Annotated in this window: 32 protein-coding genes; 11 read left to right on the top strand and 21 right to left on the bottom strand. The window is 71.5% G+C overall.

Annotation, left to right across the window (positions count from 1 at the left end; translation table 11 throughout):
* The first annotated feature begins 35 nt into the window (after positions 1-35).
* The 3 genes from ACMGFG_RS19250 (at position 36) to ACMGFG_RS19260 (ending at position 3,229) form a co-directional block, all read left to right on the top strand.
* Positions 36-1,367: an outer membrane protein assembly factor BamB family protein gene (locus tag ACMGFG_RS19250; protein WP_436931933.1), complete on the top strand. Its 1,332-nt coding sequence runs from the start codon at positions 36-38 to the stop codon at positions 1,365-1,367.
* Positions 1,364-2,197 (top strand): hypothetical protein, encoded by an 834-nt coding sequence (locus tag ACMGFG_RS19255; protein WP_436931934.1) that lies wholly within the window; start codon positions 1,364-1,366, stop codon positions 2,195-2,197. Before ACMGFG_RS19250 ends, ACMGFG_RS19255 begins: the two co-directional genes overlap by 4 nt.
* Before the next feature lie 72 nt (positions 2,198-2,269).
* Positions 2,270-3,229 (top strand): biotin--[acetyl-CoA-carboxylase] ligase, encoded by a 960-nt coding sequence (locus ACMGFG_RS19260; RefSeq protein ID WP_436931935.1) that lies wholly within the window; start codon positions 2,270-2,272, stop codon positions 3,227-3,229.
* Positions 3,230-3,262: 33 nt separating this feature from the next.
* On the opposite strand, the gene ACMGFG_RS19265 is transcribed toward ACMGFG_RS19260, so the two are convergent.
* From ACMGFG_RS19265 to ACMGFG_RS19280, 4 genes are all read right to left on the bottom strand, one after another.
* Positions 3,263-3,760 (bottom strand): universal stress protein, encoded by a 498-nt coding sequence (locus ACMGFG_RS19265; protein WP_436931964.1) that lies wholly within the window; start codon positions 3,758-3,760, stop codon positions 3,263-3,265.
* A 126-nt stretch (positions 3,761-3,886) separates the two neighbouring features.
* Entirely contained in the window at positions 3,887-4,243 is a 357-nt protein-coding gene (locus ACMGFG_RS19270; protein WP_436931936.1) for a four-helix bundle copper-binding protein, read from the bottom strand.
* 93 nt (positions 4,244-4,336) lie between these two features.
* On the bottom strand, positions 4,337-5,368 hold the full coding sequence (locus ACMGFG_RS19275; RefSeq protein WP_436931937.1) for an amidohydrolase family protein: 1,032 nt from the start codon (positions 5,366-5,368) through the stop codon (positions 4,337-4,339).
* A 102-nt stretch (positions 5,369-5,470) separates the two neighbouring features.
* Positions 5,471-6,694, bottom strand: a complete 1,224-nt coding sequence (locus ACMGFG_RS19280; protein ID WP_436931938.1) for an HD domain-containing protein — start codon at positions 6,692-6,694, stop codon at positions 5,471-5,473.
* 190 nt (positions 6,695-6,884) lie between these two features.
* Between ACMGFG_RS19280 and dgoD the strand changes: the two genes are divergently transcribed.
* Positions 6,885-8,012: a galactonate dehydratase gene (gene dgoD, locus ACMGFG_RS19285; protein ID WP_436931939.1), complete on the top strand. Its 1,128-nt coding sequence runs from the start codon at positions 6,885-6,887 to the stop codon at positions 8,010-8,012.
* A gap of 74 nt (positions 8,013-8,086) precedes the next feature.
* Here the strand turns inward: dgoD and ACMGFG_RS19290 are convergent, their stop codons facing one another.
* Both ACMGFG_RS19290 and ACMGFG_RS19295 read right to left on the bottom strand, forming a co-directional pair.
* Positions 8,087-8,638, bottom strand: coding sequence for a protein-tyrosine phosphatase family protein (locus tag ACMGFG_RS19290; RefSeq protein ID WP_436931940.1), 552 nt, complete (start codon positions 8,636-8,638; stop codon positions 8,087-8,089).
* 115 nt (positions 8,639-8,753) lie between these two features.
* Complete coding sequence (locus ACMGFG_RS19295) at positions 8,754-9,485, bottom strand: HFX_2341 family transcriptional regulator domain-containing protein (protein WP_436931941.1); 732 nt, start codon at positions 9,483-9,485, stop codon at positions 8,754-8,756.
* A gap of 122 nt (positions 9,486-9,607) precedes the next feature.
* Here ACMGFG_RS19295 and ACMGFG_RS19300 point away from each other — a divergent pair, with 122 nt between their 5' ends.
* Entirely contained in the window at positions 9,608-9,769 is a 162-nt protein-coding gene (locus ACMGFG_RS19300; protein WP_436931942.1) for a hypothetical protein, read from the top strand.
* A gap of 3 nt (positions 9,770-9,772) precedes the next feature.
* Here ACMGFG_RS19300 and ACMGFG_RS19305 read toward each other — a convergent pair whose 3' ends face one another.
* Positions 9,773-9,916 (bottom strand): hypothetical protein, encoded by a 144-nt coding sequence (locus ACMGFG_RS19305; RefSeq protein ID WP_436931943.1) that lies wholly within the window; start codon positions 9,914-9,916, stop codon positions 9,773-9,775.
* 214 nt (positions 9,917-10,130) lie between these two features.
* On the opposite strand from ACMGFG_RS19305, the gene ACMGFG_RS19310 reads away from it, so the two are divergent.
* The 5 genes from ACMGFG_RS19310 (at position 10,131) to ACMGFG_RS19330 (ending at position 13,033) form a co-directional block, all read left to right on the top strand.
* Positions 10,131-10,640 (top strand): hypothetical protein, encoded by a 510-nt coding sequence (locus tag ACMGFG_RS19310; RefSeq protein ID WP_436931944.1) that lies wholly within the window; start codon positions 10,131-10,133, stop codon positions 10,638-10,640.
* Positions 10,641-10,754: 114 nt separating this feature from the next.
* Positions 10,755-10,919, top strand: coding sequence for a hypothetical protein (locus ACMGFG_RS19315; RefSeq protein ID WP_436931945.1), 165 nt, complete (start codon positions 10,755-10,757; stop codon positions 10,917-10,919).
* Entirely contained in the window at positions 10,916-11,470 is a 555-nt protein-coding gene (locus tag ACMGFG_RS19320) for a GNAT family N-acetyltransferase (protein ID WP_436931946.1), read from the top strand. The genes ACMGFG_RS19315 and ACMGFG_RS19320 overlap by 4 nt, the downstream gene beginning before the upstream one ends.
* A gap of 294 nt (positions 11,471-11,764) precedes the next feature.
* Positions 11,765-12,595: a 3-methyl-2-oxobutanoate hydroxymethyltransferase gene (gene panB / locus ACMGFG_RS19325; RefSeq protein ID WP_436931947.1), complete on the top strand. Its 831-nt coding sequence runs from the start codon at positions 11,765-11,767 to the stop codon at positions 12,593-12,595.
* 72 nt (positions 12,596-12,667) lie between these two features.
* Complete coding sequence (locus ACMGFG_RS19330) at positions 12,668-13,033, top strand: TFIIB-type zinc ribbon-containing protein (RefSeq protein WP_436931948.1); 366 nt, start codon at positions 12,668-12,670, stop codon at positions 13,031-13,033.
* Between the two features lie 41 nt (positions 13,034-13,074).
* On the opposite strand, the gene ACMGFG_RS19335 is transcribed toward ACMGFG_RS19330, so the two are convergent.
* The 5 genes from ACMGFG_RS19335 to ACMGFG_RS19355 all read right to left on the bottom strand — a co-directional run bounded on the left by ACMGFG_RS19335 (position 13,075) and on the right by ACMGFG_RS19355 (position 16,720).
* Positions 13,075-14,160, bottom strand: a complete 1,086-nt coding sequence (locus ACMGFG_RS19335; protein WP_436931949.1) for a S66 peptidase family protein — start codon at positions 14,158-14,160, stop codon at positions 13,075-13,077.
* A gap of 61 nt (positions 14,161-14,221) precedes the next feature.
* Positions 14,222-14,524 (bottom strand): hypothetical protein, encoded by a 303-nt coding sequence (locus ACMGFG_RS19340; protein ID WP_436931950.1) that lies wholly within the window; start codon positions 14,522-14,524, stop codon positions 14,222-14,224.
* 7 nt (positions 14,525-14,531) lie between these two features.
* Complete coding sequence (locus ACMGFG_RS19345; RefSeq protein ID WP_436931951.1) at positions 14,532-14,873, bottom strand: 2Fe-2S iron-sulfur cluster-binding protein; 342 nt, start codon at positions 14,871-14,873, stop codon at positions 14,532-14,534.
* On the bottom strand, positions 14,870-15,235 hold the full coding sequence (locus ACMGFG_RS19350) for a hypothetical protein (protein WP_436931952.1): 366 nt from the start codon (positions 15,233-15,235) through the stop codon (positions 14,870-14,872). Before ACMGFG_RS19350 ends, ACMGFG_RS19345 begins: the two co-directional genes overlap by 4 nt.
* 276 nt (positions 15,236-15,511) lie before the next feature.
* The gene (locus tag ACMGFG_RS19355) at positions 15,512-16,720 is read right to left on the bottom strand and encodes an acyl-CoA dehydrogenase family protein (protein WP_436931953.1); all 1,209 of its coding nucleotides are present in this window, start codon (positions 16,718-16,720) and stop codon (positions 15,512-15,514) included.
* A 114-nt stretch (positions 16,721-16,834) separates the two neighbouring features.
* Here ACMGFG_RS19355 and ACMGFG_RS19360 point away from each other — a divergent pair, with 114 nt between their 5' ends.
* Complete coding sequence (locus ACMGFG_RS19360) at positions 16,835-18,799, top strand: 3-hydroxyacyl-CoA dehydrogenase/enoyl-CoA hydratase family protein (protein WP_436931954.1); 1,965 nt, start codon at positions 16,835-16,837, stop codon at positions 18,797-18,799.
* 30 nt (positions 18,800-18,829) lie between these two features.
* On the opposite strand, the gene ACMGFG_RS19365 is transcribed toward ACMGFG_RS19360, so the two are convergent.
* The 9 genes from ACMGFG_RS19365 to ACMGFG_RS19405 all read right to left on the bottom strand — a co-directional run bounded on the left by ACMGFG_RS19365 (position 18,830) and on the right by ACMGFG_RS19405 (position 25,253).
* Complete coding sequence (locus tag ACMGFG_RS19365) at positions 18,830-18,991, bottom strand: hypothetical protein (protein WP_436931955.1); 162 nt, start codon at positions 18,989-18,991, stop codon at positions 18,830-18,832.
* A 92-nt stretch (positions 18,992-19,083) separates the two neighbouring features.
* The gene (locus ACMGFG_RS19370) at positions 19,084-19,380 is read right to left on the bottom strand and encodes a hypothetical protein (protein WP_436931956.1); all 297 of its coding nucleotides are present in this window, start codon (positions 19,378-19,380) and stop codon (positions 19,084-19,086) included.
* On the bottom strand, positions 19,377-20,285 hold the full coding sequence (locus ACMGFG_RS19375) for a cytochrome c oxidase subunit II (RefSeq protein ID WP_436931957.1): 909 nt from the start codon (positions 20,283-20,285) through the stop codon (positions 19,377-19,379). Before ACMGFG_RS19375 ends, ACMGFG_RS19370 begins: the two co-directional genes overlap by 4 nt.
* A 25-nt stretch (positions 20,286-20,310) precedes the next feature.
* Entirely contained in the window at positions 20,311-21,258 is a 948-nt protein-coding gene (locus ACMGFG_RS19380; RefSeq protein WP_436931958.1) for a transcription initiation factor IIB, read from the bottom strand.
* A gap of 137 nt (positions 21,259-21,395) precedes the next feature.
* On the bottom strand, positions 21,396-21,710 hold the full coding sequence (locus ACMGFG_RS19385; protein WP_436931959.1) for a hypothetical protein: 315 nt from the start codon (positions 21,708-21,710) through the stop codon (positions 21,396-21,398).
* Positions 21,707-22,705, bottom strand: coding sequence for a hypothetical protein (locus tag ACMGFG_RS19390; protein WP_436931960.1), 999 nt, complete (start codon positions 22,703-22,705; stop codon positions 21,707-21,709). The genes ACMGFG_RS19385 and ACMGFG_RS19390 overlap by 4 nt, the downstream gene beginning before the upstream one ends.
* A gap of 111 nt (positions 22,706-22,816) precedes the next feature.
* Entirely contained in the window at positions 22,817-23,164 is a 348-nt protein-coding gene (locus ACMGFG_RS19395; RefSeq protein ID WP_436931961.1) for a hypothetical protein, read from the bottom strand.
* The gene (locus tag ACMGFG_RS19400) at positions 23,161-23,595 is read right to left on the bottom strand and encodes a PadR family transcriptional regulator (RefSeq protein ID WP_436931962.1); all 435 of its coding nucleotides are present in this window, start codon (positions 23,593-23,595) and stop codon (positions 23,161-23,163) included. The genes ACMGFG_RS19395 and ACMGFG_RS19400 overlap by 4 nt, the downstream gene beginning before the upstream one ends.
* A 74-nt stretch (positions 23,596-23,669) precedes the next feature.
* Positions 23,670-25,253 carry a cbb3-type cytochrome c oxidase subunit I gene (locus tag ACMGFG_RS19405; protein ID WP_436931963.1) on the bottom strand — a complete coding sequence of 528 codons (1,584 nt, stop codon included), beginning with the start codon at positions 25,251-25,253 and terminating at the stop codon, positions 23,670-23,672.
* Between the last annotated feature and the right edge of the window lie 173 nt (positions 25,254-25,426).

The following is a 25,426-nucleotide window of genomic DNA, read 5'->3' on the forward strand; positions in this document are numbered from 1 at the left end:
AAGACTTTTGACAGTGCGTTTGGACGATCCGGTGGATGGTCCCCGACGGTTCGCTCTCCAGACGACGGCTGCTCGCGAGCGGTGGCGCCGCGAGCGCGCTGCTTGGCGGCGGCGCCCTCGCGCGGCGATACCTTCGGACGGCGGCGGGCGTACCGACGACAGTCGGCGGTGCGAGCGGGTGGCCGATGGCCGCTCGCGACCCCGGCGGGACGGCCTACGCGCCCGAGGCCGACCCGCCGACCGACGGGGTCAGCGTGCGCTGGCGGCGGGGGATCCTCGCGGGAGCCGAGGCGGACGAGCGACCCGCGCCGGTCGTGGCCGGCGGCGTCGTCTACGCCGTGGGTCCGTTCGGGTCCGAAGACACGCCCGCCGGCCCCGAACTGCTCGCCGCGGCGGCGAGTGACGGGGACGTGCTCGCGCGCGCTCGGCGGTCCGCCGGAACCGCGCCGGCCGTCGCGCCCGCTCGCGCCTACCGGGGTCGGACCGTCGGGACGCTGGAGACGCCGACGTTCGACTCCTACGGGTTGGTCGGGCTTCCGAGTCCCGACGCCGGTTCGGGCGGGTGGCTCGGCGGGAACGTGTCCGACCCGTGGACCGGCACGGACACGGCCCGGTGGACGGCGTCGGTCGACGTGGACTCGGACAGCTACAGCAGGGTCCACTTCGGCGGGACCACGGCGCCCCCGCCAGTCGCGGCTGGCGACACGCTGGTGACGTACTTCCGCGGTATCCTCGCGGTGGTCGACGGGAGCAGCGGGGCGGTCCGGTGGACGAGCGACGAGGGGCTGCCGGCCACGCGCCCGGCCGTCCGCGACGGTACCGCGTACGTCGTCGGCCCGGACCGCGGCGTCCGTGCCTACGACCTCGCGACCGGGGCGAGCACCGACCTGTCGGTCGATTTGCCGGACCGGCCGATGTACCTCGCGGCGACCCCGGACCGGCTGTACGTCGCCGGCCAGGGATGGGTCAGCGCGCACTCGTTCGACGGCTCGGACGACTGGCGGGCCACGTTCCCCGAAGGCGCGTCGGTGCCGGTCGGGCCGGTCGCCGTCGCCGACGGGACGGTCTACGTCCGGCGCGCGGACATGACGGCGACGCGGCTCTGTGCCCTCGACGCGAGCGACGGCTCGATCCGCTGGATCTGCGAGGACGTAACACCGAGCGATGCGGCGTTCCTGCCGGCGGCGACCGACGACGCGGTGTACGTGCCCACCGACGCGGGCGGGCTGGCAGCAGTCGACGCGGCCGACGGCTCGGTCCGCTGGCGGTTCGACCCCGGCGCGGAACCGTGTTCGCCCGCCGCGATCGCCGGCGACGCCGTGTACGTCGTCGCGAACGCACACCTCTACGCCCTGGAGGAACCATGAGCGACGAGCGCGACGTGACGACCGATGAGACGGCGAGCGCGACTGACGGCGGCTACCCGACCGCTTCGGGCGTCGAGCGCGACGACGGGCCGGTTCTGACGGGAACCGGCCTGCTCCGCGACGGACTCGCCCGCCTGCGCAGGCACCCGAGCGCCTTCCTCGCGATGCTCCTGGCAGGGCTGACCGTCGCGGTCGTCGACTGGGTTCGCCTGGCCGACCCCGTCCCGACCGCCGCGTTCGAGGGTATCACCGCTGGCCGCGTGACCGTTCATTACGGGGTGATGGTGAGCGTTCCCGCCGACGTGACGACGCCGCTCTCGGCACTCGCCGGGCTGAAGCCCGGCTGGCTGGTCTGGCTCGGAGCGCTGGAGCTGTTCCGGGCCGCGGCGCTCGCGGCGGCGGGCGTCTACGCGTTCGCGACGCTGCTCGACGCCGAACCGGACCGGACGGCGACGGCCCGCTACGGGCTCGTCTTCGGCATCTTCGCGCTGCTCCGGGCGGTCGCCCCCGCGGGCGAGGTGTCGCTGCTCGTCGGGCTCCCGTTCGTCGCGCTGTACTTCTACGTCGTCGTTCACCTGGTCGCACTCCCCGCGCTGCTCGTCGAGGGCGCGTCAGTTCCCAGCGCGGTCGGGCGGAGCCGGCGGCTGGCGACCGGCCACGGCTGGGCGCTGGCGGGCGTCGTGGCGGTTCTCGGCCTCGCGACATACCTCGCGGCGAGCGCCCCCGTCGGCGGACCGGTACTGGCGAGCGGCGTCGCGGCGGTCCAGGCCGGGACCGTCGCCGCGTTCGTCCGGCGTGCCCGGCGAGTCGACCGGGCGGCCGCGGCGTGACGACCGGGGTGTGGCGGTCGGGGCGGATCTGCCTCCGGACCACTTACGGTCGCGCCCGAGAGAGTGACGGCCATGCAGGAGACGCGCGAGCGGGTCCTCGACGCGCTGAGCGAGGGGCCGGTCACCGGGCCGGAGCTGGCCGAGCGGCTGGACGTGTCGCGGGCTGCCGTCTGGAAACACGTCGAGGCGCTCCGGGAGGCGGGCTTCGAGGTCGCGAGCGGCGACGCGGGCTACGAACTGGTTGCAGTCCCCGAGTTCGGCGGTGCGGCCGTCGAGTACGGGCTGGCGGCCCCCTTCGACGTGGAGTTCCACGAGTCGATCCCGAGCACGAACGCCCGCGCTCGCGACCTCGCGGGGGAGGGCGCCGCCGACGTGGCCGTCCTCGCCGACGAGCAGACCGGCGGCCGGGGACGGCTCGACCGCGAGTGGTCATCGCCGAGCGGCGGGGTCTGGCTGAGCCTGCTGGTGCGGCCGGACGTGCCGGCCACTCACGCGCCCGCGTTCACGCTCGCGGCCGCCGTCGCCGTCGCACGGGCCGCCCGCGAGGCGGGCGTCGACGCGCGGATCAAGTGGCCCAACGACGTGGTCGTGCCCGGCGAGGACGCCGACGGCGCCGAGACCGAGCGGAAGCTCGCGGGGATCCTCACGGAGATGGAGGGCGAGGCCGACCGCGTCTCGTGGGTCGTCGTCGGGATGGGGATCAACGCCAACGTCGACCCCGGGGACCTGCCGGGCGACGCGCGACCGACGACGCTGTCGGCCGAGGTGGGCGACGTCGACCGGCGGGTGTTCACCCAGCGCGTGCTGGAGGAGTTCGACGACCTGCGCGCGGACCTGGAGTCGGTCGTCCCCGCCTGGCGCGAGCACGCGACGACGCTCGGCAAGCGCGTCCGCGTCGACACGCCCGGCGGCGAGATCGTCGGCGAGGCCGTCGACGTGGAGTTCCCGGGGGCGCTCGTCGTCGACACCGGCGACGAGCGAGTGACGGTCACCGCCGGCGACTGCGAGCACCTGCGCCCGGTCGAAGAGTGAGCGGGAGACGGACGGGCGGTCCCGCCGGCCGCTTCAGGAGCTCTCGACGCCGGCCGCGGGGTCGGGGTCGGCCTCGACGACCTCGTCGGCCTCGACGGTGCCCTCGCTGACCGGCACAGTCACGACGGGCACGGCCGACTTCCGGACGACCCGCTCGGCGACGCTCCCCAGTAGCAAACGGTCGATCCCGCCCCGGCCGTGGGTGCCCATCACCACCACGTCGACGGGCTGGTCGCGCGTGTAGCGGACGATCTCGGTGCTCGGCGTGCCCTCGACGGTCTCGGCCTCGACGGGCACGTCGTCCGGCGCTAGCCGCTGGACCCCCTCCAGCGCCGTCTCGCCCTCCGACTCCAGGACGTTGCGGACCCCCTCCCAGGAGGTCTCCATCGGGAGCCCGGTGAAACTCGTCGCGTCGACGACGTACAGCGCCCGGATCGTCGCGTCGTGGACCCGCGCCAGTTCCCCCGCGTGGTCGACCACCCGCTCGATGCCCGCCGAGCCGTCCGTCGGCAGCAGGATCGTGTCGTACATCCCCATGATAGTACGTACCACATACGGCGGTATAACACTTCGGCAGGGTCGAGGCTACGGTCGGGAAGCGCGGCGGGGGCGGTCGGGAGAACGAGAACGGCGAGAGGGCGACTCGCTGTCCGGCGGTCAGGCGCCGGCCAGCTTCCGGCAGGACTCCGCGCACTCCTGTAGCACGTCGGCACAGACCTGGCAGTGGTCGGCGTCGTGCTGGCTGCACTCCTCGGCGCAGGCCTCGCAGGCGTCGGCACAGGCCTCGGCGAGCGTGCTACTGAACTGCGAGTCCCGCGCCAGAAACCGGGCGTGCAGCGACGCGAGGTCGGCCACGTCCCGGCAGAGCCGGGCGCACTCCTCCATGTCGGCGTCGCCGAGACACTCGTCGGCGCACCACTCGCAGACCTCGGTCGCCTCGTTGCAGTTCTCGATGCACTCGCGCTGCTCGTCGCTCAGCCGGTCGATCCTGGAGACGGTGTCGGCAAGTGACATTGCGTTCGGGACTACGGCCGAATCCCGTGTCAGTCCGGTGCCTGAATCTCAAAGGCGACCGGGTCGGTGGCGTCCGGGGCAGCTGTCGGCCGGTCACTCCCCGGCGAGGTACACGTCTGTCACGTCGGCGACGCCGGCGCGGCGGACGACGGCACGGACCGTATCCTGTGCGCCGGCGAGGTTGTCGGAGTCGCCGTCGAGCACCAGCAGTTTCGCGTCGCGGCCGGGCTCGACCAGCCCGCAGTTGCGGTCGGCGATCTCGGCCCCGTTGACCGTCGCCATCCGCAGCACCTCGCTGGCGCTCACGTCGGCGAGCTTCGCTGTGAACTCCATCTCGCGGAACATCGACGGGCTGTTCAGGAAGACGTTGTCCGTCCCGAGCGCGACGGTCGTCCGCTCGAGCAGTTCCTCGATCGGGGGGAACCCCACGTCGGTGACGAGATTCGATCGCGGGCAGACGACGACCGGGATCTCGCTGTCGGCGACGCGGTCCATGTGGAGTTCCCCGGCGTGGACCATGTGAACGAGGAAGTCCGGGTCCAGGTCGAGTGCGGGGTTGATGTCGGAGGCGTCGACCTCGCCGGCGTGGATGCCGAAGGGCTTGCCGGCGCGGGCGGTCGCCGTCCGCTCGCGCGAGAAGTCGGCGTCGTTGGCGCCGCTGGCGCCGAACCCGTCGGCGGCCTCCATCGCCTCGATCGTCTCCCGACCCATGACCATCGGATCGATGGACAGCCCGTGGGCTGCCCGCTCGAACGCCTCGACGCCCGCGACGCCGCCCTCGCGGAACTCGATGCAGGCCGCCGTCCCGGCGTCGACCATGAACTCCAGCGATCGGCGCATCGCCTCGACCTTCTCCTCGGTGCTGGCCTGGCGGAGCAGCCGGTGTTTGAGGCCGTCGGGCGGCGCGACCAGCTCCTCGAGCGAGAGGCCGCCACCGGCCTCCTTGGCGATGGAGTCGCCGATGTGGGTGTGGGCGTTGACGAACGCCGGGAGGACGACGTCGTCGCTGTGGGTCGGAGCCTCCTCGATAGCGGTGATCTCGCCGTCCTCGACGACGACACGGCCCTCGACGGGCTCGAACTCGCGCCCGCGGAGGACCGTGCCCTCGAACGTCGTGGAACTCATAACTGTGAGTCGCCCGAGGCGTCAGTTAAAGCCGTCGGGGCGGGTCGGGTCGGGGCGGGTCGGGGCGGGTCGGCGCGGGCGGATCCGCGGACGGCGACACCGTCAATTGAAATCGTCGAGGGTCGCGTGGACGCCGGGGCGCACGTCGCGGACCCGGGTGTCGTCGAGGTCGAGCCCGAGCGTCCGGACGGCGGCGTTGCCGACCCGTTCGGCCGTCTCGGCGGGGGCGTAGACGCCCAGCCGCCACTGGTCGCGCTGGGCGGCCCGCAGGGCGCCGACCAGCGTCGACTGCTCGCTCAGCCGGCGCACCTCGCCGTTGACGAGGACGCGGCTCGACGACTCCTTCATCGACGGGCGGCCGGGCACGTCGAGGATCACGGCGTCCGGGTCGACGTTGGCCGCCTCGGCCACCGCGCGCTCGTGGTCGTGGACGGCCTCCTGGTCGGCGTCGAGCAGGTCCTCGGGAACGGCTTCCATCTCCGCCCAGACGCCCCGTTTGTACAGGTCACGGCGGTCGAGCCGGTGGGCGAGCGCGGCGGTCGCGTCGCACTCCCGCAGCGCCACGCGCAGTTCGCAGTCGTCCATCCGCCGCAACTGTTCGGCGTCGATGTCGGTGTGGGCGAGCAGCCGCTGGGTCGCCCGCCGGAGCATGGCCTTGGCGATGCGGGCGACGTGGTGGCTGTAGACGGTCGGGTTCATCAGCGCCCGGGCGAGCAGGAGGCTCTCGGCGGTCTGGACGTTGCCCTCGTCCAGGACGAGGTCGCCGTCGACGAACCGCAGCGCGCGCACCAGCCGCTCGGCGTCGATGGTCCCGTAGGAGACGCCCGTGTGGTGGGCGTCCCGGACGAGGTAGTCCATCCGGTCGACATCGAGTTCGCCCGAGACGATCTGGCCGAGTTCGCCGTCGCCCGCCACGAGGTCGGCCACGGCGCCCGGGTCGAGGTCGTGGTCGCTCAGCGCTCGCGCCACGGGCCCGTCGGCGACGAGGTCGTGGACGTCGTCGTGGTACTTGCCGGTCCGGCGGTGGATGATGCCCTCGATGTTGTGGCTGTAGGGGGCGTGGCCCACGTCGTGGAGCATCGCCGCCGCGCGGACCCGTTCGGCCTGCCGGCCCTCGATGCCGAGGTGGGCCAGCGCCTCGCTGGCGAGGTGGTAGACGCCCAGCGAGTGCTCGAAGCGGGTGTGGTTGGCGGAGGGGTAGACGAACGTGACCGTCCCGAGCTGCTTGATCCGCCGGAGCCGCTGGACGGGCGGCGTGTCCAGCAGCGCCGCCGCGACGCCCTCGACCGCGATGTGGTCGTGGACGCTGTCCTTGATCGTCGTCATCGCTCCGGAGTTGTGCGCCATCGGACATAAGGGTCCGCCTCGACGACAGTCAGGCCCCGCGGGGACGTGTCCCTCGACGACAGTCAGGCTCCGCGGGGACGTGTCCCTCGACCACAGTCTCCCGGTGGTTGATTGGGTAAACGGGACCGACAGCACGTAGCTATTTAGGGATCCACTCCGGGTCCGACGTATGGAAGTGACGGACTACGAGCTGTTCGAGGTCCCGCCGCGCTCGCTGCTGCTGAAGGTCGAGACGAACGACGGCCTCGCCGGGTGGGGTGAGCCGGTTCTCGAAGGGCGGGCGCAGACGGCCGCCGAGGCCGTTCGGGAACTGATGGACAGCTACGTCCTCGGTGCGGACCCCTACGATATCGAACTGCTCTGGCAGCAGATGTACCGCAGCGGCTTCTACCGCGGCGGGGCGGTCCTGATGAGCGCGCTCTCGGGCATCGATCAGGCGCTCTGGGACATCAAGGGGAAGGCGCTCGGGGAGCCCGTCTACGAACTGCTCGGCGGAAAGGCCCGCGAACGGATCAAACTGTACGCCCACGTCGGCGGGGACGACCTCGGAGAGGCCGCGCGAAGCCGCGTCGAGGAGGGGTTCAGCGCGATCAAGAGCGGGCCCGGCGTCGACCTCGAACACATCGACCGGACCCCGGCCGTCGAGGAGGCCCGCGAGAACGTGCGGACGATGCGCGAAGCCGTCGGCGACGACGTGGATCTGATGTTGGACTTCCACGGGAAGCCGTCGAAACCGATGGCGAAGCGACTCGTCGGCGAACTGGAGGAGTTCGACCCGATGTTCTACGAGGAGCTCCTCGGCCCGGAGAAGAACGACCTGCTTCCGGACCTCGCCGAGCGAACGGCCGTCCCCATCGCGACCGGCGAACGGCTGTACGGACGCTGGGAGTTCAAAAACCTCCTCGAGAGCGGCGCCGTCGACGTCATCCAGCCGGACATCTCTCACGCCGGTGGGATCACGGAACTCCGGAAGATCGCGAGTATGGCCGAGACGTACGACGTGGCGCTGGCGCCGCACTCGCCGCTGAGCTCGGTCGCGCTCGCGGCGAGCCTCCAGGTGGACGCCTGCACGCAGAACGCGATCGTCCAGGAGCAGATCGTGTTGAACGAGGACGTACCGAACTACCTCACGGACATGAGCGTCTTCGAGCACGACGACGAGGGGTACGTCGACCTCCCCAGCGACCCGGGACTCGGCATCGAGGTCGACGAGGACTTCGTGCGCGAGATGGCGACCGAGGACGCGTGGGACGCGCCGGTCGTGCGCCGTGAGGACGGGAGTATTTCCGAGTGGTAGCCCGGGTGCTCACCGTTACGAGATTTAACTGACATCACCTCTGGGACGGGTCGGTGGGATCTGCGCCCGGCCGCTCAGCGGACGACCGCCAACAGGTCGCGCAGTTCCTGTTCGGAGGCGTTACCCTCGCGGACGGGTTCGCGGGGCTGGCGGCCCATCTCCTCGACGGTCTCGACGGCTCGTTCGGGCTCGTAGCCGCGGTCGTGGGCGAGCCAGGCGGCGAGCACCTGGCCGGTGCGCCCCGTCCCGTCGAGGCAGTGGACGACGACCCGCTCGTCCGCCGCGACGGCCTCGTCGAGGAACGGCAGCACTTCCTGTTTCAGGCGGGCGGGGGAGGCGAGCCGGCCGTCCGGGATCGGCGCGTGGAGGACGTTTTCCGCGCCGAACGCGTCGGCGTACCCGTCGACCTCGGCGTCGGCGGGCGAGTGGTCCCCGGGGAGGAGCGAGCAGACCCGTTCGATGTCCCTGGCGCGGACGACGGCGATCCAGTCGGCGAGGGCGTCGCTCCGGTCGGCCGCGGTGTGCCAGCCGGGGCTGCAGGCACCGAAGACGTGCTCCTCGTCCGGTGCAGCGGGGGCGAGCCGGTGGGCGTCCGACCCGGACTCGCGGTTGTGAACGTCTGGCATCTGGTCGTAGTCGTACCACTCGTCACCCCCTCTTGAGTTGCGCGGTGCAATTCTCACGTCTGACAACTGCATGCGCCGGTGTGACAGGCCGGGTGGCGGGCGGCGGTCGGACGGATCAGTCGTCCTCGACGAGATAGCGGAACGCACGGAGCGTGTTGCGGCCGCTCTCGGTCAGCGACACGCGGGTCGAGCGGCCGACCTCTTCCAGGGCGACGTAGCCGTTGTCGGCCAGAGGCCCGAGGACGTGGCTGTCGAGCAGGCGGTACTCGCTCTTGCGGTTGGCGGCGTCGCGCTCGGCGATGAACGGAAGCCCCTCGTTCTTGCCGAAGTCGATGAGGTCGCGCTTCCGGGCGCCGTCCTCGCGGTCGAGGTGATCCATGACCGCGACGTGCTGTGGCTCGGGGCTCTGCATCGGGTAGGTGGGCAGTTCGGTAATCTCGCGGATGCCCTCGGCCACGTCGCCGTCGGTCTCCGCGGCGTAGCGCTGGGCGCGGACGTAGTAGGGGGTCGCGCCGGTCGCCATGCAGGCGATCATGCCGCCGATGGCCGTCACCTTCGACCCCGAGGCGAGGTTGACGTACACCTCGTGGTCGGAAAAGCGGGTCGCCAGCTCCGCCACGGTCCCGATGGAGTCGTAGAAGTCGAAGATGTTGCACGACACCGTCTCGTGGTCGATACCCTCGTCGTCGAGCCGCCCGCGGACCGTCTCGACGTAGGAGGGGTGGTCCGTCTCGTCCTCGTAGCGCAGGAGGACGACGCGGTCGGCGCGCAACTCGACGGCCGGCAGGACGATCCGGTCGTTCTCGTAGCCCACCGGGATCAGGTGGACCCGCTCCGCGACTTCCATACCCGGGTGTCTCGCCCCGCCCTCAAAACGATTGTCCCGACACAGTCGACATAGAAGTGGCTATTACACAGACTGATAACGATACGCGGGATTCTTGACGAGATGGCGCTTCAGTCCGTTGTATGCCGGTCATGTCGAGCGACGACTTCTCGGTCCACACGGACGACTGCGACCGATTCGACGACGGGATGCCGATCTCGGACCTGCCGGACGAGGTGAGTTCGATCGAGGACCTGGACTGCGAGTGCTGGGGCGCGTTCGACTCGCTGGCCGAGGTCGAGTGACGGTCAGTCGACCGCCCGGATGCGGTTCATCCGGCAGATCGGACAGCAGACCGCGGTCTCGTCTCTGGGGATGACGAACTCGACTTCGCAGGTCCGACAGACGTAGGTCCTCCCCCGCTCCCCCGTCAGTTCGGTCACTTCAGCCATCGCGACCGCTCCGAGTTCCGCCTCGATTCGTGGTTCGTGGCTCCCGGTGTGTCGCCATACGTCTGGTTCCGACGGTGGGTACGGGCTGGTCTGCCTTGTCGGTTGTTACCAGTTAGCTCCGGTCGTGCAGCGCCGCTCCGGTCGTTTGCGGTCCGACGAGGGTTCTCCGGCGGCGGTACCAACGCCCAAATACCCCGCCCGACAACGCCGCGGTATGGACGAGCTGCGCGACCCGTCGACGCTGCGCGACGACCCCGACGTGGAGTACACGGAAGCGAGGACGACCGACGGCGCGGACGCCTTCGAGTACTTCTCGGCAGTCGAGGGGCTGGTCGCCGTCGGCGTCACGAACGACGCCGGCGCGGTGTTGCTGATGGACAGCCCGCACGGCTGGCGGCTGCCCTACGGGGCGGTTCCGGGCGGCGCCGACTGGCTCGACCGCGCCGGGGAGATCGCCGCGGCGTTGACGGGCCGCGAACCCGCGGCCGCCGAGGTGCTCCGGGTCAGCGCGGTCACCCACGAGCTGCGGAGCGACACCGACCGGACGGCGACGAGCTACGACGCCGTCGTGGGCACCGAGCCCGTGACGGGCGAACCGGTCGCCGACGACCCGACGTTCGGCGAGTGGTCCGACCTCGACCTGGCGTGGTTCGCCGAGGTGCCCGACGACGCCTACCACGCCCACGGCGACGCCGTCGACGACATCGAGTACTTCCTGGAGTGACCGGGCCGCGGTCGGGCGACTCGCCGTGTCGACTGTATCGACTGTGTCGCCTATCGCGTCGAACCGGTCCGTGTCAGCACAGTAGCTAAGCCGGGACCGCCGGACCACTCGGACATGCCGACGGATCTCTCACCGGTCGACGACGTACCGGTCTACGACCTCGCCGACGTGCTCGACTCGCCCGACGACGACGCGGTCGCCGACGCCGCCGCCGAGACGGTCGCCGACCTGTGCGAGCGGTTCCCCGTCTACGGCGACGCGGCGGTCGCCTCGGCATGAGCATGGTCGAGCCCGCCGACCTGACGGTCCGCCGGTACCGCGCCGGCGACGGCGAGCGGGTCCGCGAGCTGAACCGCGAGGCGATGGCCGAGACGCCCGAGTGGGTCGTCGACGCGCCCGACACGGACCTGGCGGACGTGCGCGGCCACTACCTCGACGCCGGCGGTGAGTTCCTCGTCGCCGAACTCGCCGGCGGAGCGGGCGATGCAGACGTAGACGACGGGGAGATCGTCGCCACCGGCGCCGTCGAGCCGCTGGCGGGCTGGATGGCCGAACGCTTCGACGCGGCGGCCGGCACCGGCGAACTCTCCCGCGTCCGGGTCGACCCCTCGATGCAGGGCCGGGGGATCGGGACCCGGATCGTCGAGGAACTCGCCCGGCGGGCCCGCCGGCGCGGCTACCGCGCGCTGGTCCTCAACACCGGCGCGGACAACGAGCAGGCCCGCGGGTTCTACGAGTCGCTCGGCTACGCCTGCGTCGGCGAGGAGACCGTCGAGTTCGACGACGTGACGCTCGACCTGGCGCTGTACTGGCGCCGCGTCGACGCGTGACCGGACGGCGTGTCGTCCGGTGACGAGCGGGCTCGCCGCCGGTCCCGGTGGGTGTTTCTCCCGACCCGCCCCACCCCCGGGTGTGCGTCGGTCCCTCCGGTTCCTGCGGGCGTCCTCGTCGGCGGCGGTGCGAGCGCGCCGAGGGCGTTCAGCACTCGCTGTCTTCCGGTCGCCCTACGACCTTCACGACACGTCGGACGGAGACGGCTACTCAACGCGCACTACGAACCGGACGCCGCCGTTCCGACTCCGGCAACTGATAAGCCGCTGGCCGTCGAAGAGCGACCAATCGCGATGTCTCGCACGACAATTCCGGACCTCTACGAGAAGTACGAGGACGGGACGCCCCTGACGATGCTGACGGCCTACGACGCGCCGATCGCCCGACAGGTCGACGCCGCGGGCGTCGACATGATCCTCGTCGGCGACAGCGCCGGGGACAACCACCTCGGCTACGACGACACGCTCCCGGTCACCCTGGAGGAGGCCCTGTCGAATACCGCGGCGGTCGTCCGCGGCACCGAGGAGGCGTTCGTGATCGCGGACCTGCCCTTCCTCACCTACGGCACGTCGATGGAGGAGTCGGTGGAGAACGCCGGCCGCTTCCTCAAGGAGGCGGGCGCCGACGCCGTGAAACTGGAGACCGCGCCCTACGGCGAGACGACGGTCGATATCGTCGACCGGCTGACCGAACTCGGCATTCCCGTTCAGGGCCACGTCGGCCTCACGCCCCAGCGCAAACACCAGATCGGAGGCGCCTACGTCCAGGGTCGGGACACCGACACCTCGTCGCCGGGCGAGGCGCTGGTCGAGACCGCGAAGCGACTGGAGGAGGCGGGCGCGTTCTCGATCGTCCTCGAAACGGTGAGCGAGGGGGTGGCCCGGGAGGTCACCGAGGCCGTCGAGGTCCCGACGATCGGCATCGGCTCGGGCCGCTACGTGGACGGGCAGGTGCTCGTCGTCTCGGACGTGCTCGGGCTCGGCGGCGCGGGGTACAGCCTCGCGAAGGAGTACGCCGACCTCGACTCGGAGATCCGCCGCGCCGTCGAACAGTACGTCGACGAGGTCGAGACCGGGGAGTTCCCGACGCGGGACAACGCCTTCGACCCCGTCGACGAGGAGTGAGCCCCCACCCCCCTCTCCGGGGTCGTATCACGGGCGAAAACTGTTTGGTTCTCCGTCATGATAGTCGCTGCCATGGTGCTCGACCGCTCGCTGGACTGTCCCCAGTGCGGCGCGGAGTTCGAACAGCGCGAGGAACACGACGTGACGGTCGACTACTGCCCGGACTGCGGCGGCGTCTGGCTCGACCCCGGGGAACTGGAGGAGCTGACCGGATCGAAACACCACAAACACGGCCACAGTCATTCCGACCACGACATCGACGTGGACCTGGACGACGAGGAGGAGTACGAGGAAGAGGAGGAAGAGGGCCTGCTCGGCGCAGTGACCTCGGCGCTGGGCGGCGGCGAGGACGAAGAGTGGGAAGACGAGGAGGGATGGGAAGAAGAAGAGGAGTGGGGCGGCGAAGAGGAGTTCGGCGGGGGCGAAGAGGAGTTCTGACCGGCGACCGCGGTCCGGCGGCGTCCGGAGCCACGGGACCGTCAGCGGCCGGTGAACTCGACGGTCCGGTCGGCCGCGTCCACCGTGACGCGCCCGCCCATCGGTATCGGCACGCTGGGGTTCGTGTGGCCGAAGTCGAGGTCGAAGACGAGCGGCGCGGTGGGGTTGTACTCGCGGACCCACTTGCGGACCGCCGCGCGCTGGTCCTCGCGGTAGCGGGTGCGTTCCGCGTCGGTCCGGTCGGCCTCGCGACTGCGGGTCTGCGGGCGGCCGACGAGGACGGCGTCGAACCGCTCCAGCAGGCCACGTTCGCCGAAGCAGGTCAGGATCCGCCGCACGTCGTCGGCGCTCGGGAGTTCCTCGGAAGTCTCCAGCGCGAGGACGGCCCCATCCAGATCCGCTGGGTCGGGAACCGCCCGGTCGGCGGCCAGCAACCACTGGAGGACGGTGAGACAGCCGCCCCAGAGCCGGCCCGAGACCGCGTCTTCCTCCCGCCCGTCCGGCACCTCCCACCGCCAGCCGTCGCTGTCCTCGTACTCGGGTTCGGCGTCGGGGAACGCGTCGCTACCCCACTCGACTACGTCGTCGGTCCACGCCTCGGCGGGTTCCAGTTCGCCCAGCGACTCGTCGAACAGGGCCCGGCGGAGGTATCGCTCGGTGTACTCGGGGACGTCCCCGGCGGTCGCGACGTTGTTGAGCAACTGCCCGCCGTAGTAGGAGACGACCCCCTGCGTCCAGAGGTAGCTGGCGAGGCAGGTGTTGTCGCTCATGCCGAAGAAGCGGGTCGGGTTCGCCCGCAGGACTTCGGGGTCGAGGTGTCGCAACACCCGGACCTGGTCGTCGCCGCCGATGGTGGCGAAGACGGCCGCGATGTCGGGGTCGCGGAACGCCTCGTGTACGTCCGCGGCGCGCAACTCGGGGTGCTCGCGGAGTTCGCCGGGGTCGGCCTCTGCGGTCTCGAAGACCACCGGGTCGAGGTCGAAGCGGTCGCGCAGGCGTTCGAGCGCCAGGTCCAGCACGTCCGGGAACACCGTCGCCGCGCCGCCGGAGGGCGCGACCACGGCGACCCGGTCGCCCGCTTTTGCCGGCGGCGGCGTGACGAACTCCCCGGGAGCGTCGCTGTTCATATCCGACTCCCCGGGTGCGACGGGAAAACCGTTTGCGCTGTTGTGGGACACGTTAGCACGGCTATCGGCCGCGGCCGCGCCGGTTGCGACCGGCGAACCAGGGGCGGTGCCACCACTCCCAGAGCCGCTTCGTGAGGCGCGTCACCGGGAACGGGCCGTGACCGAGCAGCGTCATCGAGAACCCGACGGCGAGCGTGCCGAGGAAGGCGACGACGCCGGCACCGGCCGACAGGACCCAGGGGTTCGCGGCGTCGACCCACGGGTCCGCCGAGACGAAGAGGACGGTGAGCGCGGCGACGACGGAGGGGACGAGCGCGTCGACGATACTGAGGACGGCGACGCCGACGACGCGGAGGACCTTCATGGGACGGTCAGTCGTCGGCGGAGGCGGCGTCGGGGTCGGCGCCCGCGGCCCGGGCCACGTCGTCTTCGATGCTCGGCGGGTACTTGCCCCGGTCGAGGACGAGATCCGACTGCGGGCGGGCCATGCAGGTCAGCGCGTAGTTCTCCGCTTCCTCCTCCGTGAGCCCGCGGGCCGCGGGCTGGGTGACTTCGCCCTCCTCGATCCTCGCCGAGCAGGCGAGACACATCCCGACGCGGCAGGAGTACTCCTGGGCGATGCCCTCCTCGATGCACCGGCTCAGGATGGTCTCCTTGTCGGAGACCGTGATCTCCTCGCCGGTCCCCGCGAACTCCACGGTGTACTCGGTCATGGCCCCCGATTCGACACTCTCCGCCTAAACTCTTTATGCCGGCGTACGGCGCCACGACGGCGCTCGACCCGAGTGGCGAGCTGAACGGGTGTCTCTGGTAGGTTTGTCCTGGAAGAGACGGGTACGATAGTGACGGCAGTCGACGGTGTGCGCTGAACGCCTTCGGCGCGCTCGCTAGCTGCTGTGTCTATCGCAGAGGACAGCAGGCGCTGAACGCCCTCGCCGCGCTCGCTCTGCATAGACTCGACCGCCAGGGACAGCAGGCGCTGAACGCCCTCGCCGCGCTCGCTCTGCATAGACTCGACCGCCAGGGACAGCAGGCGCTGAACGCCCTCGCCGCGCTCGCGGTCGCTGAGCGACATATCCGCGCTCTCGGCACCGCCCGCGCGGATAGCGGTCGCTCAGGCGACTACACAAGCGCGAGCGCGCCTCGCCCTTTCAGTCCGCCAGGGACCGCACCCGCACAGCGACTGCACCGCCCCCACAGCACCGCAGACAGCCACGAACCTCCCCAGCCGATTCGCTCACTCGCTCCGCTCGCTCTCTCATCCCTCGCGCGGTTACAGTCGCGCGCATGAAAGCGCGCGACAGCGCGCGCCATTCGGGAAGTTTCTCGGTAGTCACCGGGGGTCGGGGAGTCAGACCATGCCCTTGCCGAGCAGTTCGCGGGCGATGATGTTCTTCTGGATCTCGGTAGTGCCCTCGTAGATCTGGGTGATCTTGGCGTCGCGGTAGAACCGTTCGACGTCGAAGTCGTTGACGTAGCCGGCGCCGCCGTGGATCTGGACGGCCTCGTCGGCCACGTCGACGGCGATCCGGGAGGCGTACTCCTTGGCCATCGATGCGAGCTTCGTGAGCTGGTCGTCGGCGTGGTCGACGCTCCAGGCGGACTTGTAGGTCAGCTGGCGCGCGGCCTCCGTCTTGGTGTGCATGTCCGCGAGCTTGTGCTGGATGGCCTGGAACTCGCTGATGGGGCGGTCGAACTGCTCGCGCTCCTGGGCGTAGTCGAGCGCGCGCTCGGCGGCGCCCCTGGCGATGCCGACGCCCTGGGCTGCCACCGCCGTGCGGGTCTCGTCGAAGAACTGCATGAGTTGCAGGAACCCCGCGCCGCGAGTCCCGAGCAGGTTCTCCTCGGGGACGCGCACACCGTCGAACAGCAGCTCCGCAGTGTCGGAAGCCCGGATCCCGAGCTTCCCGGTGATCTTCTCGGCCTCGAACCCCTCCCGATCTGACTCGACGATGATCTGCGAGAAGCCATTGTAGCGACCCTCGGCGTCGGGGTCGGTCTCGCAGAGGACGACGAAGAAGTCCCCCACGGAGCCGTTCGTGATCCACATCTTGTTGCCGTCGATGACCCACTCGTCGCCGTTCTGGGACGCCTCGGGCGTCCCAGAGCTCGCTGAGCTTTGCTCAGCGGTGTCCTTCTCGGCGCTCGTGGAGACGCTGGACACGTCCGACCCCACGTCGGGTTCGCTGATGGCCGAGCCCATGATGGCCTCGCCCTCCGCCACGGGGCGGAGATACTCCTCCTTCTGCTCCTCGGTGCCGAACTCGACGAGGGCGTCGGCGCCGAACGCCGCCGACGAGATGGAGAGACCGATCCCGGGGTCGGCGGCGAACAGCTCCTCGACGATGAGGATGTTGGTCAGGTAGTCGTAGCCGACGCCGCCGTACTCCAGCGGGACGTTGGCGCCCACGAGTCCCAACTCGGCGGCCTCCTCGACCAGGTCGTGGGGGAACTTCTCCTCGGTGTCGTACTCGGTGGCGACCGGCCGGATCTCGTTGTCGGCGAACCGACGGACTTCGTCGCGGACCTGCTCTTGCTCGTCTGTGAGTGCGAAGTCCATACCCTGTTTGTCATCGTCTCGCATACATAACCCTTCGTAATCAACGATCAACTAGTCGAGCGTTTACGGCCGAGAGAAACCTTGAAACGGGAGCCGAGCGAGGATGCACACGTCATGAACTTCGAGGACATCGAGCAGGTCGCGGTACTCGGCGCCGGCAACATGGGCCACGGGATCGCCGAGGTCGCGGCCCTGGCGGGCTACGACGTGACGATGCGGGACATCAAGGAGGAGTTCGTCGAGGACGGCTACGAGAACATCGAGTGGTCGCTCGGCAAGCTCGCCGAGAGCGGCCAGATCTCCGAGGACGAGGCCGACGCCGCCTTGGACCGCGTCGAACCGCTCGTCGACTTCGAGGCCGCCGTCGCCGAGGCCGACGTGGTCATCGAGGCCGTCCCCGAGCGGATGGACGTGAAGAAGGACGTGTACGGGGAGCTGGAGGAGTACGCGCCCGACGAGGCCATCTTCGCCACCAATACGTCCAGCCTCTCGGTCACCGAACTGTCCGAGGTGACCGAGCGGCCCGAGCAGTTCTGCGGGATGCACTTCTTCAACCCGCCGGTCCGGATGGCGCTGGTCGAGGTCATCCGCGGCGACCACACCGCCGACGAGACGCTCGACGCGGTCGAGCAACTCGCCGAGGCGTTCGACAAGACGCCCGTCCGCGTCCGCAAGGACTCGCCGGGGTTCATCGTCAACCGGGTGCTCGTCCCGCAGATGAACGAGGCCTGCTGGCTCGTCCACGACGACGTGGCCACCGTCGCCGAGGTCGACTCGACCACCTCCTTCGACATGGGCCTGCCCATGGGCGCGTTCGAACTCGGCGACCAGGTCGGCCACGACGTGACCCTCCACGTCCTCGAATACCTCCACGAGGTGCTCGGCGACGCCTACGAACCGTGCCCGCTGCTGGAGGAGAAGGTCGAGGCCGAGGAACTCGGCAAGAAGACCGGGAAGGGCTTCTACGACTACGAGGACGGCGGCGTCGAGATCCCGGCCGACGAGGGCCGCGACGACGTGGAGGCCCGACTCCTGGCCGTCATGGCCAACGAGGTCGGCAAGCTCGTCGAGAACGACGTTGCGCCCGTCTCGGACGTCGACGAGGCGATGATGCTCGGCGCGGGCTTCCCGGAGGGGCCGGGCAAGCGCGCCGACGCCTACGGGCTCGACGACCTCGTCGAGACGCTCGAGGACCTCCACGAGGAGACCGGCGCGGCTCGCTACGAGGTCTCGGACGGCCTCCGCGCGGCCGCCGACGAGGGCGGCTTCTACGGGAGTGACGACGAGGGCGAGACCGTCGAGTACGAGCAGATCGTCGTCGAGACCGACGGCGCTGTCGGCCACATCCGGCTCGACCGCCCGGCGCGGATGAACACGATCACCGTCGACATGATCGACGAGCTCGACGCCGCGCTCGACCAGTTCGAGGCCGACGACGAGATCCGGACGGTGCTCCTCGAGGGCGCGGGCGACCGGGCGTTCTCCGCCGGGTTCGACGCCGCCAGCGCCGCGCCCGAGAGCGGCCTCGACGCCAGCGAGATGTCCCGGAAGGGCCAGCGCGTCTTCGGCCGCCTGGAGGAGGTCGGGATGCCCGTCGTCGCCGCCATCGACGGCTACTGCCTCGGCGGCGGGATGGAACTCGCCACCGCGGCCGACATGCGGATCGCAAGCGAGAGCGGCCAGTTCGGCCAGCCCGAGCACAACCTCGGGCTCATCCCGGGGTGGGGCGGTACGCAGCGCCTCGCGGAGATCGTCGGCGAGGGCCGCGCCAAGGAGATCATCTTCACCGCGAAGAACGACTACGACCCGGAGACGATGGCCGACTACGGCTTCGTCAACGAGGTCGTGAGTCCGGACGAGTACGACGACCGCAAGTGGGAACTCGCCCGCGACCTCGCGGCCGGGCCGCCCATCGCCCAGAAGCTCACCAAGCGCGCGATGCTCGCCGGCCGCGACGACACCGACGCCGGCCTGGAGTACGAGGCCTCCGCCTTCGGCCAGCTGTTCACCACCGACGACGTGTGGGAGGGCCTCGCCGCCTTCCAGCAGGACCGCGAGCCCGAGTTCGAGGGGAAGTAGCGGACCCGTCTCAGCCGCTCGCGACTCCGTTTATCCGCGCTCCCAGTTCGCCAGCCAGATAACCGAGGCGGTCATCACGACGACGATCCCGAGGAAGGACGTGGTCGGTTCGGGCACCAAAAACAGCAGGACGCCGACGATCAGCAGGCCGCCGACGCCGACCTGTTCCCAGTACTCCTGGAGCGTCGCCATACCGTCGGTCGGTCGGCGATCGGGAAGGGTATTGGCCGGTTACGGCACCGAACGCCCCGCTTACGCGACTCACGACCTGCCGTGTAGCCCGCTCAGGGCCACGCGAGGGCGTGCAGGAGTACCGCGAACCCGGCGCCGACGGCCGCGAGGGCTGCGCACACGACTGCCGCGAATCCCAGGCGTACGGCTCGGTCGGTCGATCCGCTGGGTCCGCCGGACGGCTCGACCCCCGACCGCCAGCCAGCGACGCCGACACAGAGGAGGGCGCTCCCGACCACTGCGGCCGCCGGGGCCGACCAGGCCGGGACCGCGTCCCCGAGGAGCGCGAGTCCGGCGGCGGCGTAGACGCCCGCGACCCCCGCCGCGACGAGTGGCGGCCAGGCGCTCACGGGCGCGACACCTGCGGCTGGCCGTCCAGGGTCGACCGGCCGGGATGCCGGGTCGGCCGCTCCCCGGGGTCGACCGTTCGGTCGGCGTCGCCGTCCGTCCAGCCGGCGTCGTCACCCGTCCAGCCCGCGTCCCCGGCCGTCCAGTTCGCGAACTCGGACCGGGCGACGACGGCGGCGGGGGCGGTCATCCGCGAGTGGCCGGCCCCGCAGAACTCGACGCAGACCACGCGGAAGCGGCCCGTGTCGGTCGGCGTCGTCCGGAGGTACGTGTACTGGCCGGGGACGGCGTCCTGTTTCAGCCCGAGGTCCGGCACCGCGAAGGAGTGGATCACGTCCCGCGACCGGAGCCGAACGACGACGGCCCGGTCGACCGGGAGGACGAGTCGCTCGCTCGTCCGGTTCGCCGTCGGGTAGCGGAACCGCCACTCCCACTGCTCGGCGGTGACGTGGACGACGAGGGCCCCGCCGCCGGCACCGGTTCCGGCGTTCTCCCCGGGGTCAGAGAGCGGGCCGCGGACGGTGGCGTCGCCGACGGCGGCCGGGGCCATCGCCTGGTAGGAGAGGGCGCCCACGAGCAGGAGGACGGCGCCGACGCCGACTGCCCACGCGAGTTCGGGCCAGCGGCGGTCGCCGACGGGCGTCGCCGGCGAGTCGCCGGAAGAGCGGACGACCGCGTAGACGAGCGCCCCCTCGACGAGGACGGTCGCCGGGAGCCCGACGGTCAGCAGCGTCCGGTGGAGTCCCCGCCTGGTCGCCTCGGTCGTGGAGTCGTAGCCTCCACCGGTCGCGCCGACGGCGAGCGCGACGACCGAGAGGGCCGCCAGCCCGACAGTCACGGCGGCGACCCGGCGGGCCAGACGGTTGCGCGGGGAGGGGTCCGGCGTCGAGTCCGACGGGTCGGTCATCCACGGGGATCCCCGCAGTTCGGCGTCACAGCTCCGAGCGCCACTCGTCGAGCATCTCGGAGTAGTGGTTGCGGATCGTGACGGCGGACACGTCGGCCGCGTCGCCGATTTCCGCCTGGGTCAGGTCGACCCCCTCGACGAGGGCCGCGGCGTAGACGGCCGCCGCGGCCAGCCCGCTCGGGTGTTTCCCCACGTGGTACTCCGACTCCTTGGCCGTCTCCAGCAGGTCCCGCGCCCGGCGGCGGACCGCCTGGGGCGCGTCGAGGTCCGAGGCGATGCCGGCGACGTGGTCGGTCGGGTCGGGCGGGCCGACCGCCAGGGAGAGCTCGCGCACCAGCTCGCGGTACGCCCGGACGAACGACGTTCTGTCGACCCGGCTGCGTTCGGCCACGTCGTCGAGCGTCGTCGGGAGTTCCAGCGATCGGGTGGCCGCGTAGAGGGCGGCGGTCGCCGTCGCCTCCAGCGAGCGGCCGCGCTGGACGCCCGCCTCGTGGGCCCGGCGGAAGAGGACGCTCGCGGTCTCGCACACCGGCTCCGACCGGTCGAGCGCCGAGGCCATCCGGTCGACCTCCGAGAGGCCGAACTGCAGCGACCGCTCGCGGCCGTCCTTCGCCAGGCAGCGGCTGTTCCAGGTCCGCAGGCGGCGGACCTGGCTGCGCTTGCGGTCCGAGAGCGTGTTGCCGAGGGCGTCCCGGTCGGCCTCGCCGATGACGGTCGCGAGGCCCCTGTCGTGGTATCGCGGCGTCGTCGCGGCGCCGACGCTCCGGCCGCCCTCGTCGTCGTCCCCGCGGGTCCGGTCGTCGACGAGGACCGTCTCCTCGGCGACGAGCCCGCAGTCGCGACAGACCACCTCGCCCCGCCGGTCGTCCGTCAGGAGCGGCCCGCCGCACTCCTCGCAGGTCCGGCCGCGTCGCTGGTCGGTGTCGGTCGTTCGAGTCGATTCGGTCGTACTCGTTGCGGTGTGTGTCGTCATGGGTGTGATGGCCCACCTCGGCCCCCCAGTGGTACCCCGATCCACCGGTTCCGGCGTCGATACTCGGCAGTCGGTTCGCGACTACGCTCGGCGGTCGGCGCTGCGCCGTCCACGCCGCTTCGCCCCCCGAGGGTCGCTCACGGGCCGAACTCCTCCCGGTGTTCGATGTAGAGGATCGCGACGAACAGCGCGAACGGGACCAGCCCGACGATCGTCAGCGAGATCGCGACGACGAGCAGCTGCGGGACGGCGACGTACTTCAGGAAGTAGCTCAGCACGGCGATCCCGGTCGCGATGAACGCGACGACGCTGACGATCACCAGCCCGAAGCTCAGCTGGCGCATGCGCCACGGCAGGTTCTCCGACCGGCGCAGCATCTGGATCAGCACGGCGATCGGCGGGATCGTCAGCGCGACGAGCTGCAGGACCGACAGCGCCACCTCCTGGCTCACGCGTCGACCCCCCGTTCGAGGACGACGCCGTCCTCGCCGACGGCCACGTCGAACGCGCCGAGCGCGACGGCGGCCAGCGCCGTCTCCGTCGGCATCGGCGACCATCCCCACCCCTCGCGGCCGGGCCGGCGGTCGAACGCGCCACCGTCCGTGCCGACGGCGACCGCCCGGCCGTCCCTGTCGTCGACCCCGGCGAGCGCGCCGACGCCCGCCTGCACGGGCGTCCAGTTGTCGCAGGCGGCGTCGTACCGGTAGACTAGCCCGCCGTCGCCCGCGACCAGCAGGCGGTCGCCCGACGCCGCCAGGTCGTGGAAGTCGACCTGCGCGCCGTCGATCCCGACCTCGCGCCACGCGCCGTCCGAGTGGGACTCCCCCCGGGCGGGGCCTGTGCGGTCGGCCGCGTCGGCGTCGTCGAGATCCGCCGCTCCGTCGGTCGTGCCGTCGGACGAGGGGCGGGCCGGTCGTGCGAACACGTTGCCGCTCGTGTCGGCAGCGTAGACGCGGTCGCCGCCGGCGGCGAGGGCGGTGACGGTCGAGCCCCGGCCCGGTTCGACGACCGCCCCGAAGTCGGGACAGCCGTCGGCGTCGACGGTCGCCGCGACCACCTCGCCGGAGCCGTTGGCGACGAACAGCCGCTCGCGGCCGCGCTCGCCGGTGACGGCGAGGGCCTCCCAGGTGCTCGTCTTCTCGCCGGGGGCGGTGAAGTCGTGCTTGCGTCCCGTCTCGGTGTCGTAGCGGCCGAGCGCGCCGCTAGAGCCGGCGAACCAGACCCGTCGGCCGTCGGCGCTCACGTCGACCGCAGTCAGGCGGTTGCGGTCGGTCGCCGGTCCGGCTGGGACGACGATCTCCCAGGCGCCGTCCCCGGTGCGGCCGAGCACGACGCCCTCGGCCCCGACGGCGTACGGGCCGACGGCGGTCTGTGTCACGTCGCGCAGGCCCGCGTCGACGGGTGTCTCCGCTGCTGTCCAGTCGCTGTCCTGTGTGTCTGAGGTCATGGTGAGTGTGTGGTCGGACGCGCCGGTACCGGACCGACACGCCGCGGTCGCTGCGGTCCGAGGCTGCTGGCGGTTCCCGTGTGGGGATGCGGGCGGAGTGGCTCCTGTCCGTCAGTGCAGGCCGACCGCCGCGGCGAAGACGACGGTGAGCAGCCAGCCGACGGCGCCGACGAACAGCGCCGGCGGCCAGTCGCTCTCGCCGAGGTGCCGGAGGACGTACGCCCAGGCGAGCGGCGAGAGGAACCGCCCGACGACGGGGACCCAGCCGACCAGCAGGTCGACGGCTCCGCCGACGAAGACGGCGGTGAGCGCGACCGTCACGGCGACGGCGAAGGAGGGGCGGCGGTCGAAGCGGTCGGTCCCGAGCGCCGCGTGGACGAGCGGTGCCACCAGCACGACGGCGGCGACGAGCCCACCGACGACCCCGGCGAGCGTGGCGGCCAGCGTGCCGAGGATCATCGCTCGTCACCGCCCGCCGGGCAGATGGCCGCGCCGCCCCTGTCGCCCGCGAGGCGGTTCCGCGCCCACTGGAGGTACGACCGGAGGCCGGCCTCCGCCTCGTCCGTCAGGTGGTAGCTGTCGGTCCGGCCGTCGACCGGGTGCTTCCTGAGGTACCCCTCCTCGTGGAGGTGTCCGAGCCCCCGGTAGAGCGTGCCGTGGCTGGCGTCGCGGACGTAGTCCCGGTCGAGGGCGGACTTGATGTCGCTCCCGCTCGGGTCGGTTTCGGCGAGCCCGGCGACGACGAACAGCAGGTCCCGCTGGAACCCCGACAGCAACACGAACGTCCGGAGGCTGTCGGGGTCCGGCCGTCGGCAGCAGGACCACTCCCCGTCGCAATCCGGGTGGTCTGAAGTCGGCGCGTCCGGTCGAACGCAGTTTTCGTCTGACATGACTGTCAGCGGGCGAGCCCGCTAACGTCGCGCCCGGGCGTTGCACCCGGGACCGGCGTGGGTACCGAACGCGATCAGCGGTCCCGTTCCGCCCACCGCTCCCACACGCGACCGGCGCCAGCCCGCGCCCGGCGCCGTATCTCGGCCGCCGCGTCCCCGCCCCGCCGCGCCGACGCCGCGACGTTCCACACCCACACTACCTGGCCGACCCCCATGACGTACGCGCCGAGGGTCGCGACCGCGTGCAGCGGCGCGAGCGCCGGGGGATACGCGGCCGTCCGCCGCGGCAGCGAGTAGAGGCCGAGCGCGAGCATCGCCAGGAAGGCGACGGCCGCGCCGCCCGCGGTCAGCCAGAAGTGCGCCCGCGCCAGCCGACGGTCGTACCGGCGCCCGGTCAGGACCGGGAACCAGTGATAGCTCGCCGCGAACAGCGCGAACACGACCGTTCCGACGAGGACGAGGTGGAAGTGCCCGACCACGTAGTAGGTCCCGTGGAAGAGGCGGTCGACCGGGACGGCCGCCAGGAAGACGCCCGTCACCCCGCCGAGGACGAAGTTCGCGACGGCCGCGAGCGTGAACAGCATCGGCGGCGCGAGCACGACCTCCCCGCCCCACAGCGTCGCCAGCCAGTCGAACACCTTGATCGCGCTCGGCGCGGCGATCGCCAGCGAGACGGCCATGAACGTCGCCGCCAGCCGCGGGTCGATCCCGGTGGTGAACATGTGGTGGGCCCAGACGCCGAAGCTCAGGACGCCGATGGCCAGCGTCGAGTAGACGACCCCGCGGAACCCGACGAGTCGCCGGCCGGCGTACTGCGGCAGGATGTGCGATATCAGCCCCAGCGCCGGCAGGCCCAGCACGTACACCTCCGGGTGGCCGAAGAACCAGAAGAGGTGCTGCCAGCGGACCGGCCCGCCGGTCGAGACGGCGAAGAACGTCGTCCCCAGATTCCGGTCGAGCAGCAGCATCACGAGCGCGCTCCCGAGGACGGGGAAGGCGAAGACGACCAGCCCGGAGGCGGTCAGGACCGACCACGTGAACGCGTCGACCTCGTGCCAGCCGACCGTCCGCGATTCGAGGACGGTGACGATCAGTGTGATCGCCGCCAGCACGGTGCTGACGCCGGCGAGGTGGAGGCCGACGAGCAGCAGGTCGAGGCCGGCCCCGGCGGCCGACCGCGACAGCGGGACGTACAGCGTCCAGCCGACCGCCGGCGGTGCCAGCCCACCGATTCCGAGCAGGTCGCCCGCGGCGCCCGCGCGGGCGAGCAGGAGCGCGGGCGGCAGCAGCCAGAACGCGGTCGCCGAGAGCCGCGGGAACGCCACGTCGTCGGCGCCGACCAGCGGCGGGACGACCAGCGTCGCGAACCCGAACGCGGCCGGCGTCGCGGCGAAGAACAGCATCGTCAGCCCGTGGGTCGTGAAGAAGGCGTCGTAGGTCGCCGCCGACCAGACGCCCCGGCCGGGCGTGAGCAGCTCCGTCCGCAGCGCCATCGCGTCGACGGCGCCCCAGAGCCCGGCGACGGTCGCCAGCGCGAGGTAGCGCCGTCCCACGTCGGCGTGGTCGACGGAGGTGAGCCAGCGGCGGCCGGTCGCGGCGGCGCCGTGGGCGGTCCTCGCGGCGGAACGGACGAGTTCGGCGAGGGAGCGCGCGGCCACGGTCACTCCCGGGCGGTCCGGCGGGCGAACCGCCGGAGTTCCCAGACGCCGACGACGCCGACGGCCGTCGCCGCGCCGAACGCGACCGTGGGGTCGAGGCTGTAGAGGACGCCGCCGACAAGCGGCGCGGGCGCCACCGCGAGCGCGCGAGCGGCCCGGTACTCGTCGGGTTC

Origin of the sequence: Halosimplex halobium, assembly GCF_051414055.1 — an archaeon.
GTDB classification, from domain to species: Archaea; Halobacteriota; Halobacteria; order Halobacteriales; family Haloarculaceae; genus Halosimplex; species Halosimplex halobium.

Excerpts from the sequence above, each read along its gene's own strand:
- dgoD (WP_436931939.1), top strand. The coding sequence starts at position 6,885 with ATGGAAGTGACGGACTACGAGCTGTTCGAGGTCCCGCCGCGCTCGCTG.
- ACMGFG_RS19295 (WP_436931941.1), bottom strand. The coding sequence starts at position 9,485 with ATGGAAGTCGCGGAGCGGGTCCACCTGATCCCGGTGGGCTACGAGAAC.
- ACMGFG_RS19270 (WP_436931936.1), bottom strand. The coding sequence starts at position 4,243 with ATGTCACTTGCCGACACCGTCTCCAGGATCGACCGGCTGAGCGACGAG.
- ACMGFG_RS19305 (WP_436931943.1), bottom strand. The coding sequence starts at position 9,916 with ATGGCTGAAGTGACCGAACTGACGGGGGAGCGGGGGAGGACCTACGTC.
- ACMGFG_RS19345 (WP_436931951.1), bottom strand. The coding sequence starts at position 14,873 with ATGACCGAGTACACCGTGGAGTTCGCGGGGACCGGCGAGGAGATCACG.
- ACMGFG_RS19350 (WP_436931952.1), bottom strand. The coding sequence starts at position 15,235 with ATGTCGCTCAGCGACCGCGAGCGCGGCGAGGGCGTTCAGCGCCTGCTG.
- ACMGFG_RS19380 (WP_436931958.1), bottom strand. The coding sequence starts at position 21,258 with ATGACGACACACACCGCAACGAGTACGACCGAATCGACTCGAACGACC.
- ACMGFG_RS19265 (WP_436931964.1), bottom strand. The coding sequence starts at position 3,760 with ATGTACGACACGATCCTGCTGCCGACGGACGGCTCGGCGGGCATCGAG.
- ACMGFG_RS19375 (WP_436931957.1), bottom strand. The coding sequence starts at position 20,285 with ATGACCGACCCGTCGGACTCGACGCCGGACCCCTCCCCGCGCAACCGT.
- ACMGFG_RS19365 (WP_436931955.1), bottom strand. The coding sequence starts at position 18,991 with ATGGCGACGCTCCAGGAGTACTGGGAACAGGTCGGCGTCGGCGGCCTG.
- ACMGFG_RS19395 (WP_436931961.1), bottom strand. The coding sequence starts at position 23,164 with ATGATCCTCGGCACGCTGGCCGCCACGCTCGCCGGGGTCGTCGGTGGG.
- ACMGFG_RS19310 (WP_436931944.1), top strand. The coding sequence starts at position 10,131 with ATGGACGAGCTGCGCGACCCGTCGACGCTGCGCGACGACCCCGACGTG.
- ACMGFG_RS19290 (WP_436931940.1), bottom strand. The coding sequence starts at position 8,638 with ATGCCAGACGTTCACAACCGCGAGTCCGGGTCGGACGCCCACCGGCTC.
- ACMGFG_RS19400 (WP_436931962.1), bottom strand. The coding sequence starts at position 23,595 with ATGTCAGACGAAAACTGCGTTCGACCGGACGCGCCGACTTCAGACCAC.
- ACMGFG_RS19320 (WP_436931946.1), top strand. The coding sequence starts at position 10,916 with ATGAGCATGGTCGAGCCCGCCGACCTGACGGTCCGCCGGTACCGCGCC.
- ACMGFG_RS19355 (WP_436931953.1), bottom strand. The coding sequence starts at position 16,720 with ATGGACTTCGCACTCACAGACGAGCAAGAGCAGGTCCGCGACGAAGTC.
- ACMGFG_RS19250 (WP_436931933.1), top strand. The coding sequence starts at position 36 with ATGGTCCCCGACGGTTCGCTCTCCAGACGACGGCTGCTCGCGAGCGGT.
- ACMGFG_RS19340 (WP_436931950.1), bottom strand. The coding sequence starts at position 14,524 with ATGAAGGTCCTCCGCGTCGTCGGCGTCGCCGTCCTCAGTATCGTCGAC.
- ACMGFG_RS19255 (WP_436931934.1), top strand. The coding sequence starts at position 1,364 with ATGAGCGACGAGCGCGACGTGACGACCGATGAGACGGCGAGCGCGACT.
- ACMGFG_RS19360 (WP_436931954.1), top strand. The coding sequence starts at position 16,835 with ATGAACTTCGAGGACATCGAGCAGGTCGCGGTACTCGGCGCCGGCAAC.
- ACMGFG_RS19335 (WP_436931949.1), bottom strand. The coding sequence starts at position 14,160 with ATGAACAGCGACGCTCCCGGGGAGTTCGTCACGCCGCCGCCGGCAAAA.
- ACMGFG_RS19315 (WP_436931945.1), top strand. The coding sequence starts at position 10,755 with ATGCCGACGGATCTCTCACCGGTCGACGACGTACCGGTCTACGACCTC.
- ACMGFG_RS19275 (WP_436931937.1), bottom strand. The coding sequence starts at position 5,368 with ATGAGTTCCACGACGTTCGAGGGCACGGTCCTCCGCGGGCGCGAGTTC.
- panB (WP_436931947.1), top strand. The coding sequence starts at position 11,765 with ATGTCTCGCACGACAATTCCGGACCTCTACGAGAAGTACGAGGACGGG.
- ACMGFG_RS19280 (WP_436931938.1), bottom strand. The coding sequence starts at position 6,694 with ATGACGACGATCAAGGACAGCGTCCACGACCACATCGCGGTCGAGGGC.
- ACMGFG_RS19390 (WP_436931960.1), bottom strand. The coding sequence starts at position 22,705 with ATGACCTCAGACACACAGGACAGCGACTGGACAGCAGCGGAGACACCC.
- ACMGFG_RS19260 (WP_436931935.1), top strand. The coding sequence starts at position 2,270 with ATGCAGGAGACGCGCGAGCGGGTCCTCGACGCGCTGAGCGAGGGGCCG.
- ACMGFG_RS19330 (WP_436931948.1), top strand. The coding sequence starts at position 12,668 with ATGGTGCTCGACCGCTCGCTGGACTGTCCCCAGTGCGGCGCGGAGTTC.
- ACMGFG_RS19300 (WP_436931942.1), top strand. The coding sequence starts at position 9,608 with ATGCCGGTCATGTCGAGCGACGACTTCTCGGTCCACACGGACGACTGC.